This window comes from Nonomuraea sp. NPDC001699 (genome assembly GCF_053596455.1).
The window spans coordinates 175,606-191,260 of the sequence record NZ_JBSFGF010000019.1 but is presented as its reverse complement, the minus strand read 5'-3'; the positions used below and the strand labels follow the sequence as shown (position 1 = coordinate 191,260).

Genomic DNA, 15,655 nt, shown 5'->3' with positions numbered 1-15,655 from the left:
TGCGTTCTTTCGTTGTGTCTTAATTCTTTCAGCCGTTCAAGTCTCTGTCAAATTGACCGGACTTGCTCGACCTGCGGTAATTAAGTCGCGCCCCGCTTCCGGGACAACCCCTCTAACTTACCAGCCTGTCGCTCGGTTAGCGAACCGATCTTCAAACCCGCGAGCCAGAAGGGATTGCCGTCGTGGGACGTCGCAACGCACCAAAGTCACCGGAGTGAAGGGAGTGGGTTGCGCCGCACCTCGTCGGCTCCTAAAGATTAGCAGCGCTCCTGAGCGCTCGGGACGCGTTCGTCATGTCTCCCGGCCACAGAACGATCACGGCCGAACATAGACTCCCCCCGTGAGCAGCAACACGCCGCCAGTGGCGAAGAAGGTACCGACTGAGCGCAACCATCACGGCGACACGTTCATCGACGAGTACGCCTGGCTAAGCAACAAGGACGACCCGGACACAACGGCGTACTTGGAGGCAGAGAACGACTTTCTCAAAGAGCACACCGCGCATCTCGCCGAGCTCCAGGAGCAGGTCTTCCAGGAGATCAAGGGACGCACCCAGGAGACCGACCTGTCGGTGCCGAGCCGCAAGGGGGCGTGGTGGTACTTCACGCGTACCGAGGAAGGCAAGCAGTACGCGGTGTCCTGCCGGGTGCCGGCCGACAGTGACGCGCCGCCGCAGATCACCCCGGGCGAGCGCCTTGAGCGCGAGCAGGTCGTGCTCGACGGCAACGAGCTGGCGGGCGACAGCGCGTTCTTCTCCGTCGGCACCAGCGCCGTCACGCCCGACGGGACGATGCTGGCCTACTCGACCGACTACAAGGGCGACGAGCGCTTCACGCTGCGGTTCAGGAACCTTGAGACGGGCGAGGTGCTGCCGGACGAGATCGAGGGCATCTTCTACGGCGGCGCGTGGTCGGCCGACGGCTCGGCGTTCTTCTACACGCGGGTGGACGACGCCTGGCGTCCCTACCAGGTGTACCGCCACACCCTCGGCACGGAAGAGGACGTCCTGGTCTACGAGGAGACCGACGAGCGCTACTGGGTGGGCATCGGGCTGACCCGCAGCGAGCGGTACCTCGTGCTGGGCGCGGGCAGCAAGATCACGAGTGAGGTGCGCATCCTCGACGCCTCCGACCCCACCGGCGAGTTCCAGGTCGTCAGGCCCAGGAAGACCGGCGTGGAGTACGGCGTCGAGCACGCGGGCGACTTCTTCTACGTCCTGCACAACGAGAACGCCGAGAACTTCGAGCTGGCCACGGCCCCGATCGACGAGCCCGCCACCTGGACCCCGCTGATCGGGCACCGCGAGGACACCCGGCTGCTGGAGATCGACGCGTTCTCCGACCACGCCGTGGTGCACTTCCGCCGCGACGGGCTGACCGGCCTGCGGGTGCTGCCCTACAGCGCCGCCGGCGCCGGCTGGCGCGAGCGGATCGAGGCGGCCGAGCGCAACGCGTACGAGATCGACTTCCCCGAGCCCCTGTACGACGTCGGCCCGGCGGGCAACCCCGAGTTCACGACGACGCGGCTCAGGCTGGCGTACACGAGCATGGTGACGCCGCCGAGCGTCTACGACTACGAGCTGGACTCGCACGAGCTGATCCTGCTCAAGCAGCGTCCGGTGCTCGGCGGCTACGACGCGGGCGACTACGAGCAGTTCCGGGAGTGGGCGACGGCCGAGGACGGCACCCGCGTGCCGATCTCGATCGTCAAGCGCAAGGACACCACGACGCCGGCCCCGACGCTGCTCTACGGCTACGGCAGCTACGAGACCTCGATCGACCCCGGCTTCTCGGTCCCCCGGCTGTCGCTGCTCGACCGCGGGTTCGTCTTCGCCATCGCGCACGTCAGGGGCGGTGGCGAGATGGGCCGTCACTGGTACGAGGACGGCAAGCTGACCAGGAAGCGGAACACGTTCACCGACTTCGTGGCCGTGGCGCGGCACCTGAAGGAGAGCGGCTGGAGCGGGCGGGTCGTCGCGCGCGGCGGCTCGGCGGGCGGGCTGCTGATGGGCGCGGTGACGAACCTGGCTCCCGAGCAGTTCGCGGGGGTGGTGGCCGAGGTGCCGTTCGTGGACGCGCTCAACACGATCCTCGACCCGTCGTTGCCGCTGACGGTGATCGAGTGGGACGAGTGGGGCGATCCGCTGCACAACCCGGACGTCTACGCGTACATGAAGAGCTATTCGCCGTACGAGAACGTGGACGGGAGGGCGTACCCGCCGATTCTGGCGATCACCAGCCTGAACGACACGCGGGTGCTGTACCACGAGCCGGCCAAGTGGATCGCGCGGCTGCGCGCGACCGCGTCCGGCGGGCCGTTCCTGCTCAAGACTGAGATGGGCGCGGGGCACGGCGGGCGCAGCGGGCGGTACGACGCCTGGCGCGAGGAGGCGTTCGCGCTGTCCTGGATCATCGAGAGGGGAACGGCGTGAGCTACCGGGCCGATGAGCGGCGTTACGAGCGCCAGCCGTACAACCGCAGCGGGCGCAGCGGGCTGAGGCTGCCGGCGGTGTCGCTGGGGTTGTGGCACAACTTCGGCGACAACCGTCCGATCGAGAACTCGCGGGCGGTGCTGCGGCGCGCGTTCGACCTCGGGGTGACGCATTTCGACCTGGCCAACAACTACGGCGTGCCGTACGGGTCGGCGGAGCGGAACTTCGGGCGGATCCTCCGGGAGGACTTCGCGGCGTACCGGGACGAGCTGGTCATCTCCACCAAGGCCGGGTACGACATGTGGCCGGGGCCGTACGGGGAGTGGGGGTCGCGCAAGTACGTGCTGGCCAGCCTCGACCAGTCGCTGATCCGCATGGGCCTGGAGTATGTGGACGTGTTCTACAGCCACCGTCCCGATCCGGAGACGCCGCTGGAGGAGACGATGGGTGCGCTGGACCGGGCGGTGCGCTCGGGCAAGGCGCTCTATGCGGGCATCTCCAACTACTCGGCCGAGCAGACCGCGCAGGCCGCGCGGATCATGCGCGAGCTGGGCACGCCGCTGCTCATCCACCAGCCGTCGTACTCGATGATCAACCGCTGGATCGAGGACGACGGGCTGCTCGACGTGCTGGAGGAGGCGGGCATGGGCTGCATCGTGTACTCGCCGCTGGCACAGGGGCTGCTCACCGACCGCTACCTGGAGGGCGTGCCCGAGGGGTCGCGGGCGGCGACGAGCCGGTTCCTGAGCGCCGACCAGATCGACCGGGACCTGGCGCGCGACCTCAACGAGATCGCCAGGGGCCGCGGGCAGACGCTGGCCCAGATGGCGCTGTCGTGGACGCTGCGGGACCCGCGGGTGACCAGCGTGCTGATCGGCGCGAGCAGCGTCGGGCAGCTTGAGGACAACGTGGCGTGCGTGGACGGCCCGGTGTTCACCGAGGACGAGCTGGCGGCGATCGACAAGATCACCGCAACGGTCGCGTCGGGACGCTGATCAGCCGTGGCGCGTGGGGCCCTGTGCCGCCCGAGAGCGGTTCACAGGGCCTCGTGCCGCTGGAGGTAGGTGAAGGCGGCCCAGCCGGGCAGCACCGGCAGCCAGAACGTGAGCAGCCGGTGCAGCAGCACGGCCGAGGCGGCCAGGTCCCATTCGAGGCCGGCCGCGACCAGGCCGAGGGTGAGCGCGTACTCGACGGCGCCGAGGCCGCCCGGCGTGGGGGCGGCCGAGCCGATGGCGTTGGCCGTGAGGTAGACGACGGCGACGGCGGTGAAGCTCAGCTGGCCGCCGAAGGCCGCGACGCAGGCGTCGAGACAGGCCACGAACGCGATCGTGATCATGAGTGTGCCGAAGGCGGCCTCGATCATCTTGGCCGGCGACTGGAGCACGTCGAGCAGGCGGGGCAGCACGTTCGAGAACAGCCTGCGCATCCGCACGGTCACCATCCGGCGCAGCGGCGGCACGCCGAGCACCACCGCGACCAGCAGCGCGATGGCGAGCATCGCCACGACCAGGCCGCGCGAGGGGGTGAACGAGGTGGCCGCGTCGGAGCCGGTGATGTAGGCGAACAGCAGCAGCAGGGCGATGTGGAAGACCAGCATGATGAGCTGCGAGGCGCCCACGCTGGCCACCGCGAGCGCCGGCGCGATGCCGCGCTTCTGCAGGTAGCGGGTGTTGATCGCGACCCCGCCGACCGCGGCGGGCGCGACCAGCTTGACGAACGACGACGCGAACTGCACCAGGACGGTACGCCAGAGCGGCAGGCGTTCGGGCACGAAACCGCGCAGCATGAGGGCGGCGGCGACGAAGCTGGTGAACGAGGCGATCAGCGCCAGGCCGGACCAGGCCCAGTTGGCGGTGGTCGCCACCTTGTAGAGGTCGACCTTGCTGAGCTGGGACAGCACGACGTAGGCGGCGACCGTGCTGGCGATGATCGTGATCAGGGTGCGCGGCCGGAAGCGCTCCAGGCGCACCTCTTCGACCTTGCCCTGGGGCTTGAGCGCCACGATGTGGTCGCGCAGGCCCGTGAGCACGTTCTTGGCCTTGGACAGGGCCGAGCGGGTCTCCCTGGTCAGGGCGATGCGCTGGAGCAGCGGCATGGCGGCGGCCAGGGCGTCGGGGCCCATCACGGCGGCGGCGGCCCGGACCGAGCGCTCGGCGCCGACGCGCAGCGCCAGGTAGGTGAGGAGCTGGGCGATGTCGAGCCGGAGCAGCAGGTCGCCGGCGGCGATCTCGCCGCTGCGGGCGTCGGTCAGCACGACCCGGCCCGCGCGGTCGAGGTGGATGCTGTCGCCGGTGAGCCGGCGGTGCGCGAGCCGCTGGATCTGCAGCAGTTCGACCTGCTCCCAGATCTGGGCGAGCAGGGCGTCGTCGATCTCGGCGTCGGGCACCTCGTCGAGCGGGCGGGTCTCGATGTGCTCGTAGGCGAGCAGGGCGGCCTCGGTGCCGATCTCGCTGGTGCCGAGCAGGCGCGGCGTGCTGGCGCCGGCGGCCTGGGCCGCGTACGCCATCAGCGCCTCGCGTTCCAGTTCGGCCCGCAGCGAGCGGATGGCCCTGCGCCTGGTCTCGGAGTTGAGCCTGATGCGCCGCCACAGCCGGTACGGCAGCCCGGCCACCTGGCGGTCGCGGTCGAGGACGGTGACGTCGAGGCTGGTGCCGTCCTTCAGGCCGATGGCGTAGCGGCGGCTGCCCTGGTGGTCGTCCTCGATGCGGCGGGCGGAGACGGGCGAGAACGACAGCTTGCGCAGCGCGGCGACCACGGCGCTGCCGGGCGGGCGGGTGTTGGGGCTGCCGACGCCGTAGAGGGTGGCGTAGCCGATGGCCATGCCGACCAGGACGGTCACGATGGCGCTGGGCAGGGTGATCTGCCTGCCGGAGAAGTAGGTGAGGATGTAGAGGGCGATCGAGGTCCACATGAGCATGCGCCACGTGGGGCGGCGGGCGATGCGGACCGCGGTGGTGTAGGCGATGACCGAGGTGAGCAGCGTGTTCAGCGGCTCGATCTCGCGGTCGCCGGTGAGCAGGATGCGCAGGTCGGTCAGGCTGCTCGCCTCGATCCACTGCCCGAGCAGGAACGATCCGGCCATGCCGATGATGGCCGCGATCAGCCCTTCGGCGACGCGCAGGCCGTCGCGGTGGAAGACGCGCTCCACGGCGAACGCGGCGGGCACGATCAGCACGGCCGCGCTGCCGATGAAGGCGGCGACCCGGCTGAGCAGCGGCACCATCTCGGCGCCCACCTTGACGTCCTGCTCCAGGCCGTTGAGCGTCTGCTTGGCGACGAGGGCGAGCAGGATCACCGCCGCGAGCACCGCCAGCGTCGCGAAGAAGCGCAGCAGGTCGGACGGCCGCCGCAACCGCTGGGGAAGGAGCGGCTCGACTACGTAGACGCCGCCGTCGGCGCGTGGCTCGGCCACGGCTGGATCCCCCTCCGCGAGGTCCTCCGTGTCATCATCTCGTTCCCTGATTTCGGCCACCGACAGTGATTCTGCACCTTCCCGGCCGGACCGTACGATCTCTGTTCTCCAGTGTCCTCGTTCCTGGTCCCGGCGAGCGCACCGGGTGAGGATTCGACCAGCATTGACCTGCCCGCGGGTGGAGGCCGTGAAGCCCTGGGACGTTCATGGCATGTTCACTCTCGCGATGCCGCCGTCGGCCCCCGTGGCCCCCGACGCCTGGGCGGCCCGGTCGTGACGTGTCGGCCGAGTACGTCGTGTCCAGGCTGCGCGAGGCAGGGTACACGGTGGAACTCCGACCCTTCACCTTTGCGTTCTTTCCCGAGGTCGGATCGGCGGTGTCGCGGGGGCGGGCCGTTCACCGGCGCGTCGGCGCGGGCGGTCGACCGTCACGCCCGGCCCTCGACGTAGGCTGTCCGCATGTCGGGTGATTTGAGGGTTTTGGGGGCATGTCCGCTTGACTGCCCGGACACCTGCTCGTGGGTCGTCACCGTCCGGGACGGGCAGGCGGTCAAGATGCGCGGCAATCCCGACCATCCCTACACCCGCGGCGCGCTGTGCGTGAAGGTCAACCGGTACCTGGAGCACACGCAGGCGGACGACCGCATCCTGTACCCGATGCGGCGTACCGGGCCGAAGGGTTCGGGGCAGTTCGAGCGGATCACCTGGGACGAGGCGCTCGACGAGATCTCGACGCGGCTGCGCGCCATCGTGGACGAGCACGGCGGCGAGGCGATCTGGCCCTATCTGGGCACCGGCTCGCTGGGCTACCTCCAGGGGTGCGAGGGCGTGGCCGGGCGCCGGTTCTGGAACGTGCTGGGGGCGTCCAAGCACTGGCTGAACATCTGCTCGGCGGCCGGCAGCAGCGGGCTGATGAAGGCCAACGGCACCGCGGGCGGCATGGACCCGGAGAACTTCGCCCAGGCCAGACTGATCCTGCTCTGGGGCACCAACACGCTGACCAGCGGCCACCACCTGTGGAAGTTCATCCAGGACGCCCGGGCTGACGGCGCGTACGTGGTCGCCATCGACCCCATCCGCACCAGGACCGCCGACCAGGCCGACCAGCACCTGGCGATCAGGCCGGGCACGGACGCCGCGCTCGCGCTCGGGCTGCTCAACGTCGTGCTCGCGGAGAACGCCCAGGACGAGGAGTTCCTGGCCGAGCACACCGAGGGCTGGGAGGACTTCCGCAAGGAGATCCTGGAGCACCCGGTGGAGCGGGTGGCGGAGATCACCGGCATCCCCGCCGAGGACGTCCACAGCCTGGGGATGCGCCTGGCCCACACCCGGCCGACCGCGATCCGCGCCACCATGGGCATCCAGCGGCACGCGGGCGGCGGCGCCGCGATGCGCACGATCGCCGCGATCCCCGGTGTGACCGGCGACTGGCGGCATCCGGGCGGCGGCGTGGCGTACTCGACGAGCGGTCACGTGCGGGTGAACGTCGACACCCGGAACGACCTGCTGGCCAAGCCCGTGCGCACGCTGGTCATGACCAAGCTGGGCTCCCAGCTCGACGACGTCAAATGCCTGTGGGTGTACGCCGCCAACCCGCTCGGCTCGACCCCCGACGCCAACACGATCAGGCGGCAGCTCGCCCGCGAGGACCTGTTCACGGTCGTCATGGAGCAGTTCCCGACCGACACCGTGGACTACGCCGACATCGTGCTGCCGGCGACCATGCAGACCGAGCACATGGACCTGCACGCCGGTTACGGCCACATGTACCTGCTGTGGAACGAGCCCGCCGTGCCGCCGCCCGGCGAGTGCCTGTCCACGACCGAGACCTTCCGCCGGCTGGCCGCGCACATGGGGCTGACCGAGCCGTCCCTGTACGACTCCGACCTGGAGCTGGCCGAGTCGCTGCTGGCGAGCGGGCATCCGTCGCTCGAAGGCGTGACGCTGGACCGGCTGCGCAAGGAGGGGTGGGTGCGGATGAACTACCCCAAGCCGTTCGCGCCGTTCGCCGAGGGCTTCCCGACGCCTTCCGGGCGGCTGCGCTTCCCGCCCTCGGGGAAGGCGTACGTGCCGCCGCACACGGCCGGCGCCGAGCGGTCGGCGTACCCGCTGACGCTGGTCACGCCGGCCTCGCACACGTTCCTGAACACGATCTTCGCCAACAACCCGGAGCTGCGGCGGCGGGCCAAGGAGCCGGCGGTACTGGTGAACCCGGCCGACGCGGCGGCCCGCGGGCTGACGTCCGGGCAGCGCGTACGGGTGCACAACGACGGCGGCGAGTTCCTGGCCGACGTGGAGATCAGCGACCGGGTCGCGCCCGGCGTGGTGGCGACCCCCAAGGGCCGGTGGCCGAAGCTGAGCCCGGGCGGCGCGAACGCGAACGCGGTCGTGGCCGAGCGGGACGCCGACATGGGCAAGGGGCCCGCCTTCCACGACAACCTGGTCGAGGTCAGCCCTTGTGCCGGTCCATGAACGCCACGACCGTGTCGAGCACCTTGGTGGCGTGAGGGCTGCCGAACAGGGCCGAGGCGTGCAGCGACTCGCCGGGGATGACCATCACCTGGTTGTCCGGGGCCTTGGTCGCGGCGGCCTCGGCCGCGCGCATCGACTCGGCGCCGCCGTAGGAGTCGTGCTCGGAGCCGATCTGCAGTAGCGGCACGGTGAGCGCGGCGGCGTCGCCCTGGTCGATCTCGCCTGACAGGGCGACGACGCCGGCCACCTTCACGCCTGCCTTCCCGGCCAGCCTCTCGGCCGCCGGGACCGAGGCTGTGGCGCCGATCGAGCCGCCGACCAGGAACAGCCGCTCGACGCCCTTCTCCTTGGCCAGGCGCCTGCCCATGGCGACCGCGCCGTCCTCGGGCAGGAGGCCGGCGTCCCTGGCGTAGAGCAGGACGCGGTAGCCGGCGGCGACCAGGCGGTCGGACAGCGGGCGCCAGGAGCACACGGTGCCGCGGCGCTCGTAGCTGATCACCACGCCCACCGGGCCGTCGCCGGTGATCACGCCGGGCAGGCCGCGGACGTGGGTGAAGATCTTGCCGTCCTGCTCGGTGAAGCAGCCCGAGACGTTGGGGCCGGTGGGCGGCGGGCTCGGGGTGGGGGTCGGGTCAGGGGAAGGGGCCTCGGCGGCCGTGGTGCGGACGGCGGTCGCGCCGGTGCCGACCGTGCCCCCGCAGCCGGTCAGCCCCAGTGTGAGGAGTGCCATCCATCCGATGATCTTCCGCATGGCCGCCGCGCCCTTCTTCTGACTATGTCTGAACTGACATAGTGCCGCAAGCACCATATCCTTGGACCCACCATGACCTCAACGCTCGGATACGCGATCCTGGCCGTGCTGGCGCGCGGCGACCGCACCGGATACGACCTGGCGGCGGCCATGCGGCGGCCGGTCGGCTACTTCTGGACGGCCGGGCACAGCCAGATCCACGCCGAGCTGCAGAAACTCCGGGCGGCCGAGCTGGTCGGGTTCGAGAGCGCGCACGGGCCGGGGCCGCAGGCCAAGAAGGTCTACCACCTGACCGCCGAGGGGCTGGCGGCGTTGCGGGCATGGGTCACCGAGCCGCCGCGCGAGCGGCCGGAGCGCGACGAGCTGGTGCTCAAGACGTACGCGGCGTGGCTGGCCGAGCCGGAGCTGCTGCGGCGGCTGTTCGCCGAGCAGCTCGCCGCCCATGAGGAGCGGCTGGCCGACTACGAGCGGCAGGAGGCGTCGTTCGGCGGGCAGCCGGCCTTCGGTGACCCGAGGTTCGGCGGCTACGCGACGCTGCGCTGCGGGCTGAGCTACGAGCGGCACCGGGCCGAGTGGTGCCGCTGGATGCTGACCCAGCTCGGCGGCGGCCTTCAGCCGGAGGCCGTTCCGCTCAGCTCAGGGTGAGTTTGTAGCCCTCGTGGGAGGCGGTGAAACCGAGGGCGTCGTAGAAGCGGTGGGCGTCGGCGCGCGACTTGTCGGAGGTGAGCTGGACGACGGTGCACCCCCTGGCCCGCGCCCGGTCGATCGCCCACTGGATCATCTTCCCGCCCAGCCCCTGGCCGCGCGTCGTGGCCGCCACCCGGACGGCCTCGATCTGGCACCGCTCCGCGCCCAGCCTCGACAGCCCGGCCAGGTACGTGAGCTGCATCGTGCCCACCACCTCGCCCTCCTGCTCGGCCACGATCAGCTCGTCGTACGGGTTGGCCTCGATGCGGTCGAAGGCCATCAGGTAGCGGGTGTCGTCGGGCTCCCCCTCGCGGGCGGCGCCGAGCGGGTCGTCGGCCAGCATCCGCACGATGGCCGGGACGTCCTCCTTGCGCGCCTGGCGGAACAGCAGGGACAACACGTAGTGGGACTCCATGAGGGACGGGTTGGAGGGCAGGGCCATGACCTTGCCGCTGCGGGTGAAGCCCTTGGCCGCGTAGAGCGCGCGGGCGGCGTGGTTGGCGTCGACGGCCCACAGCTGCACCTGCTCGGCCCCGGACGAACGCGCCCACCCGACGGACCGGTCCACCAGCCGGGAGGCGAGGCCGCGTCCCCTGGCCTCGGGGGCGACCCACATGGACAGCAGGTGGGCGCCGGACTCCTCCAGGAGCATGCACACCAGGCCCACATCACCCAGGCCGTCGCCCTCGGCCACCCACCAGCGCGAGTGCGGGTTCTTCAGCCGTTCGGTCCATTCGTCGGCGGAGAACCCGGCCTCCCGCGCGTACGAGGAGCCGAACGCGTCCGGTGACTCCTGGAGCGCCCGCAGCCGGACCTCCTTCAGCCGCTCCCCCTCGTCCGGCCCCAACTGCACAATGGCGATTTCCGTCATATGGGAATCATGTCAGGGACAGGTCAGGGTCGGTCCCCGATGCCTCCAGGGGGGTCGCGGCGGCACCATGAGGACATGAACGAAATCAGTAGACGCGATGAGGTCTCACTGTCCGCGGCGGCCCTGCGGGGCGCCCCTTGGAAGACCGCAGCCATCGGCGGCGTCGTGGTCTCGGCCGCCAGCTTCGGGATGGGCGCGCTCACCGGCACCGGCGACCTGGTCTGGGCCCTGGGGCTCGGTATCAGCCTCTTCGCCCTGATCGCCGCGATCGGCTCGGTCGCCAAGCCGAACGAGGGCGACCGCGTCACCCGCCAGGCCCGGCTCTGGTCGCTGCGGCATCCGTGGAAGTTCGCGCTCCTGCCCGCCGCGATCACGGCGGTGCTCGACTACCCGGTGCAGCTCGTGCTCGACGGCGAGGGCGTGTTCGGCTCGGCCGTGCAGGCGATGTGGCACGGCGCGCTGGTCTACCTGATCGCCGCGATCCTGACCGTCACGATGAAGGGACGAGCACAATCTTCCCGGTGACCCGCCGCTCCAGCAGGTCGTCCATGGCCCGGCCCGCTTCCGCCAGCGGCCTGACCTCCGGCGCCTCCGGAACGATGCCCGGCATCGCCAGCAGACCTTCGAGCAGGGCCCGGTTGTCCGCCGGGTGGCCCAGCGACCACGCACCCCAGTCGACGCCCACCACCGCCCGGTCACGCAGCAGCACCTGGTTGGCGGGCAGCCTCGCGATGCCGCCGGAGGCGAATCCGACGACCAGGAGCCGCCCGCCCTCGCGCAGCCCGCGAAGGGCCTGTTCGGACAGCTCGCCGCCGACCGGGTCGACCGCCACGTCCACGCCCCACGCCCTGGCCGCGTCCTTCAGACCGTCGTAGCCGGTCACGTCGTCGGCTCCCGCCCGCCGGGCGCGCTCCCTCTTGTCACCGGTGGACGCCGCCGCCAGCACGACGGCCCCGAGCGCCTTGGCGACCCGGACCACGGCCAGACCCACACCGCCGCCCGCCCCGAGCACGAGCACCCGCTCGCCGGGGAGCAGCCGGCCGCGCTCCTTGAGCGCGTACATGGCGGTGCAGTGACTCTGCGGGAACGCCGCCGCCGCGAGCACGTCGAAACCCTCGGGCAGCGGTACGGCCTGCGTCCGGTGCACCAGCACCCGTGTGGCGAACCCGCCCAGCCCGGTGACCGCCACGACCCTGCGTCCGTCCGGCAGCCGCCCGGCCACCTCGTAGCCGGGGGTGAAGGGCAACGGCGGCCTGATCTGGTAGCCGCCGCGCACCATCAGCCCGTCCACGAAGTTGACGCCGGCCGCCTCGACCTCGACGACCACCTGGTCGGGACCGGGGATCGGATCGGGCAACTCGACCAGTTCGACCGGCTTGCCGTATTCGGTGCAGACGACGGCCCTCACGCTCATGGGGCCAGCTTCACCGACAGAACATCATTCCGGCAAGGCCCTCTCGGCCTCGCTCCTGCACACGCAGAACTCGTTCCCCTCGGGGTCGAGCATCGTCACCCAGCCCGAACCGTCGGGCCTGCGCTGGTCCTGGAAGAGGGTCGCGCCGAGGCCGAGCAGCCGCTCGACCTCCTCGTCACGCGTCCTTCCGTCTGCGTTGTTGACGTCGAAGTGCACGCGGTTCTTGGCGGTCTTGGCCTCGGGCACGCGGATGAACAGCAGGAACGGGTCCTGGGGCGTACGCAGCATGACCTCGTCGGCCCCCGGCTTGTCACCCTCGCCCAACGGCCACCCGGTGGCCTGGCTCCACCAGTTCGCGATCTCGTAGGGATCGGCGGCGTCGACGGTGATGGCATGGATCTCAATCATCGCACTAGTGTCCACCAGCCAGATTGAGCCCCACGACACCGGCCAGGATGAGCGCGATCGAGGTCAGGCGCAGCGGCGACACGTCGTCGCCCATGGCGACCATGCCGAGGATCGCGGTGCCGACGGCCCCGATGCCGGTCCACACGGCGTACGCGGTGCCGACCTCCAGGGACTTGAGCGCGTAGGCGAGCAGCCCGAAGCTGAGGGCGGCCGTGGCCAGGAAGGACACGGTCCACCACAGGTTGCTGAGGCCGTTGCTGAGCTTGAGCGACAGTGCCATGGCCACCTCGAACAGGCCGGCCAGCACGATGAGGATCCACGCCATGATCAGTTCTCCTGAGGACGAGACGTACAGGTACGTGCGTCGTCTTGGCGTTCCGGGTACGGCGCGTCTCGTCCGGGAGCAGTCAGCTCAAGTGTTCCAACGACCCAGAGAAGCGGATCATTCCCACCAGACGGTGACCCAGCGGTCGCGTGGCACCGGCCACATCCCCAGTTCGACCGCCGTCTCGGCCACCTCCTCCACCCTGGACGGGTCGAGGCACACCCGGCGGCAGGCGCTCTCGGCCAGCTCCTCGACCGTCGTGAAACGTTCCAGGGGCGCCTCCCGCTCCTCCACGCGCACGGCGAAGCCCAGCGCCGCCGCCAGGGCCACGCAGTCCTCGGCGATGGGACGGACCGGGCGGTCGACGCCGTGGAAGTGCTGCCAGAGCGGCGTCATCCAGCTCATGGGATGGCGATGCGACAGTTCGAGCACCACCCGGCCACGGGTGTGGCGGTCGAGCGCCCGCAGGAACTCCGCCAGGTCGGGCACGTTGTAGACCACGTGCGCGGCGACGGACACGTCGGCCACCGGCACCTGGCCGGCCACGTCGGGCCAGCGCCCCTCGACGGTGGTGGCCGGCACGCCCAGGTCCATCGCCCTGACCTTCAGGTGCTCCAGCATGGGCGCGGAGGTGTCCACCGCGTAGAGGTGGCCGATGCGCTCGCGCAGCGGCAACGACGCGGCGCCGGGGCCCGAGCCGACGTCGAGGAGCGTGCCCTTGTCGGGCAGCGCCTCGGCGAGGCGGGTCATGGTCGGGCCGTCGTCGGGCTCGGCCAGCGCCCGGTCGGTGCGCGTGGCGAACCGGGCCGGTGAATGGCTCCACGGATCGGCCGGAGCCTTGGCCAGGATCTCCTCGGGGATGGCCCAGGATTCCAGTCGCTCCCGCCACCTGGTGGCGAGTTCTTCGGCGTCCATGGAGTCGAGCATGCCATGCATGGCCGGGGTTACTCGCGGGTAGCATTCCAGGTAAGGTTACTGGCCAGTACATGAAGACCTCGGTTCAAGGAGATCTGCACCCATGGGCCACTACAAGAGCAACGTGCGTGACCTGGAATTCAACCTCTTCGAGGTGTTCGGTCGACGCGAGATCCTCGGCACCGGGCCCTTCGGCGAAGTGGACGAGGACGTCGCGCGGAGCATCCTGGACGAGGTCAACAGGCTGGCGACCGGCGTGCTCGCCGACTCCTTCGAGGAGGGCGACCGCACCCCGCCGGTGTTCGACCCCGCGACGAGCACGGTGACCGTCCCGGCGGGCGTCAAGAAGTCGTTCAAGGCGCTCGTGGAGGGCGGCTGGGCGCACCTCGATCTGCCCGCCGAGCTGGGCGGCCCCGGCATCCCGCGCAGCCTCGCCTGGGCGACCGCCGAGATGGTGCTCGGCTCCAACCCGGCCCTGTACATGTACGCCGCCGGCCCCAACTTCGCCTACACCCTGTGGAAGCTGGGCACGCCGGAGCAGAAGCGCTTCGCCGAGCTGGCCATCGAGCACAACTGGGGCGCCACCATGGTGCTCACCGAGCCGGACGCGGGCTCGGACGTCGGCGCCGGCCGGGCCAAGGCCGTCCAGCAGCCCGACGGCACCTGGCACATCGAGGGCGTCAAGCGCTTCATCACCAGCGCCGAGCACGACATGGCCGACAACATCTTCCACCTGGTCCTGGCCCGTCCCGAGGGCCACGGTCCCGGCACCAAGGGCCTGTCGATGTTCCTGGTGCCCAAGTTCCACGTGGACCTGGAGACCGGCGAGCTGGGCGAGCGCAACGGCGCCTACGTCACCAACGTCGAGAAGAAGATGGGCCTGAAGGTCTCCACGACCTGCGAGCTCACCTTCGGCGACAAGCACCCGGCGATCGGCTGGCTGGTCGGCGACGTGCACGAGGGCATCAAGCAGATGTTCATGGTGATCGAGCACGCCCGCATGATGGTCGGCACCAAGGCCATCGCCACGCTCTCCACCGGCTACCTGAACGCCCTCGACTACGCCAAGTCCCGCTACCAGGGCGCGGACCTGACCAAGATGGCCGACAAGTCCGCCCCCCGGGTGACCATCACCCACCACCCGGACGTGCGCCGCGAGCTGATGCTGCAGAAGGCGTACGCCGAGGGCATGCGCGCCCTGGTCCTCTACACGGCCACCTTCCAGGACGCCCTCCTCATCGACCCGGCGGACCGGCACGCGGAGGCCATGAACGACCTGCTGCTGCCCCTGGTCAAGGGCGTCGGCTCCGAGCGCTCGTACGAGCTGCTGGCCCGCTCGCTGCAGACCCTCGGCGGCTCGGGCTACCTGCAGGACTACCCGATCGAGCAGTACATCCGCGACGCCAAGATCGACTCCCTGTACGAGGGCACCACCGCGATCCAGGGCCTCGACCTGTTCTTCAGGAAGATCCTGCGCAACCAGGGCGCCGCGGTCGGCGCGCTGCTCGCCGAGATCAACGAGTTCGCCGCCTCCGAGGCGGGCAACGGCCGGCTCAAGGAGGAGCGCAAGCTGCTCGCCGAGGCCGCCGCCGAGGTCAAGGCCATGGGCGACACCATGGCCGGCTGGGCGCTCGGCTCGCTGGAGAAGCCGGAGGAGGTCTACAAGGTCGGCCTGAACAGCACCCGGTTCCTGCTCTCGCTGGGCGACCTGGTGATCGGCTGGCTGCTGCTGCGCCAGGCCGAGGTGGCCCTGGCCCGGCTGGCCGAGGGCGAGGACCCGTTCTACCAGGGCAAGGTGGCCGCGGCGGCGTTCTTCGCCGGGACCGTGCTGCCCAGGCTGACGACCGAGCGGCGCATCCTGGCCGCCACCGGCCAGGAGCTCATGGAACTTCCCGAAGAGGCCTTCTGAGCCTCGGAACCTGACGGCGACGCCCGCTTCCCCTCCGGGAGCGGGCGTCGCTGTTAGGTT

General features: G+C 70.5%; 13 protein-coding genes and 1 riboswitch. Of the genes, 6 read left to right on the top strand and 7 right to left on the bottom strand.

Translation table 11 applies throughout. The features are described 5' to 3' along the window. The first annotated feature begins 340 nt into the window (after positions 1-340). Positions 341-2,431, top strand: a complete 2,091-nt coding sequence (locus ACWCSU_RS39490; RefSeq protein ID WP_449941940.1) for a S9 family peptidase — start codon at positions 341-343, stop codon at positions 2,429-2,431. Next, a complete protein-coding gene (mgrA, locus tag ACWCSU_RS39485; protein ID WP_449941939.1) occupies positions 2,428-3,426 on the top strand; it encodes an L-glyceraldehyde 3-phosphate reductase in 999 nt (332 codons plus the stop codon). The genes ACWCSU_RS39490 and mgrA overlap by 4 nt, the downstream gene beginning before the upstream one ends. A 41-nt stretch (positions 3,427-3,467) precedes the next feature. Here mgrA and ACWCSU_RS39480 read toward each other — a convergent pair whose 3' ends face one another. Further along, complete coding sequence (locus tag ACWCSU_RS39480) at positions 3,468-5,843, bottom strand: lysylphosphatidylglycerol synthase transmembrane domain-containing protein (RefSeq protein WP_357708098.1); 2,376 nt, start codon at positions 5,841-5,843, stop codon at positions 3,468-3,470. A 459-nt stretch (positions 5,844-6,302) separates the two neighbouring features. Between ACWCSU_RS39480 and ACWCSU_RS39475 the strand changes: the two genes are divergently transcribed. Continuing rightward, positions 6,303-8,315 carry a molybdopterin-containing oxidoreductase family protein gene (locus tag ACWCSU_RS39475; protein WP_449941938.1) on the top strand — a complete coding sequence of 671 codons (2,013 nt, stop codon included), beginning with the start codon at positions 6,303-6,305 and terminating at the stop codon, positions 8,313-8,315. On the opposite strand, the gene ACWCSU_RS39470 is transcribed toward ACWCSU_RS39475, so the two are convergent. Then, positions 8,293-9,045 carry an alpha/beta hydrolase gene (locus ACWCSU_RS39470; protein WP_357708094.1) on the bottom strand — a complete coding sequence of 251 codons (753 nt, stop codon included), beginning with the start codon at positions 9,043-9,045 and terminating at the stop codon, positions 8,293-8,295. The genes ACWCSU_RS39475 and ACWCSU_RS39470 overlap by 23 nt on opposite strands. Positions 9,046-9,138: 93 nt before the next feature. Here ACWCSU_RS39470 and ACWCSU_RS39465 point away from each other — a divergent pair, with 93 nt between their 5' ends. Beyond that, positions 9,139-9,711, top strand: coding sequence for a PadR family transcriptional regulator (locus tag ACWCSU_RS39465; RefSeq protein WP_449941937.1), 573 nt, complete (start codon positions 9,139-9,141; stop codon positions 9,709-9,711). Here ACWCSU_RS39465 and ACWCSU_RS39460 read toward each other — a convergent pair. Then, entirely contained in the window at positions 9,698-10,624 is a 927-nt protein-coding gene (locus ACWCSU_RS39460) for an N-acetyltransferase family protein (protein WP_449941936.1), read from the bottom strand. The two genes, ACWCSU_RS39465 and ACWCSU_RS39460, sit on opposite strands and share 14 nt — an antisense overlap. Before the next feature lie 75 nt (positions 10,625-10,699). On the opposite strand from ACWCSU_RS39460, the gene ACWCSU_RS39455 reads away from it, so the two are divergent. Further along, positions 10,700-11,149, top strand: coding sequence for a hypothetical protein (locus ACWCSU_RS39455; protein ID WP_357708089.1), 450 nt, complete (start codon positions 10,700-10,702; stop codon positions 11,147-11,149). Here the strand turns inward: ACWCSU_RS39455 and ACWCSU_RS39450 are convergent. The 4 genes from ACWCSU_RS39450 to ACWCSU_RS39435 form a co-directional block, all read right to left on the bottom strand. Beyond that, the gene (locus ACWCSU_RS39450; RefSeq protein ID WP_449941935.1) at positions 11,115-12,038 is read right to left on the bottom strand and encodes a zinc-binding dehydrogenase; all 924 of its coding nucleotides are present in this window, start codon (positions 12,036-12,038) and stop codon (positions 11,115-11,117) included. The two genes, ACWCSU_RS39455 and ACWCSU_RS39450, sit on opposite strands and share 35 nt — an antisense overlap. 24 nt (positions 12,039-12,062) lie before the next feature. Beyond that, on the bottom strand, positions 12,063-12,446 hold the full coding sequence (locus ACWCSU_RS39445; RefSeq protein ID WP_357708087.1) for a VOC family protein: 384 nt from the start codon (positions 12,444-12,446) through the stop codon (positions 12,063-12,065). A 4-nt stretch (positions 12,447-12,450) separates the two neighbouring features. Next, positions 12,451-12,771 carry a DMT family transporter gene (locus tag ACWCSU_RS39440; protein ID WP_364101167.1) on the bottom strand — a complete coding sequence of 107 codons (321 nt, stop codon included), beginning with the start codon at positions 12,769-12,771 and terminating at the stop codon, positions 12,451-12,453. A 33-nt stretch (positions 12,772-12,804) separates the two neighbouring features. Next, positions 12,805-12,863, bottom strand: a riboswitch (guanidine-III (ykkC-III) riboswitch). A gap of 25 nt (positions 12,864-12,888) precedes the next feature. Beyond that, positions 12,889-13,686 (bottom strand): class I SAM-dependent methyltransferase, encoded by a 798-nt coding sequence (locus ACWCSU_RS39435; protein WP_397045242.1) that lies wholly within the window; start codon positions 13,684-13,686, stop codon positions 12,889-12,891. Between the two features lie 103 nt (positions 13,687-13,789). Between ACWCSU_RS39435 and ACWCSU_RS39430 the strand changes: the two genes are divergently transcribed. Next, positions 13,790-15,595, top strand: coding sequence for an acyl-CoA dehydrogenase (locus ACWCSU_RS39430; RefSeq protein WP_357708084.1), 1,806 nt, complete (start codon positions 13,790-13,792; stop codon positions 15,593-15,595). Positions 15,596-15,655: the final 60 nt, after the last annotated feature.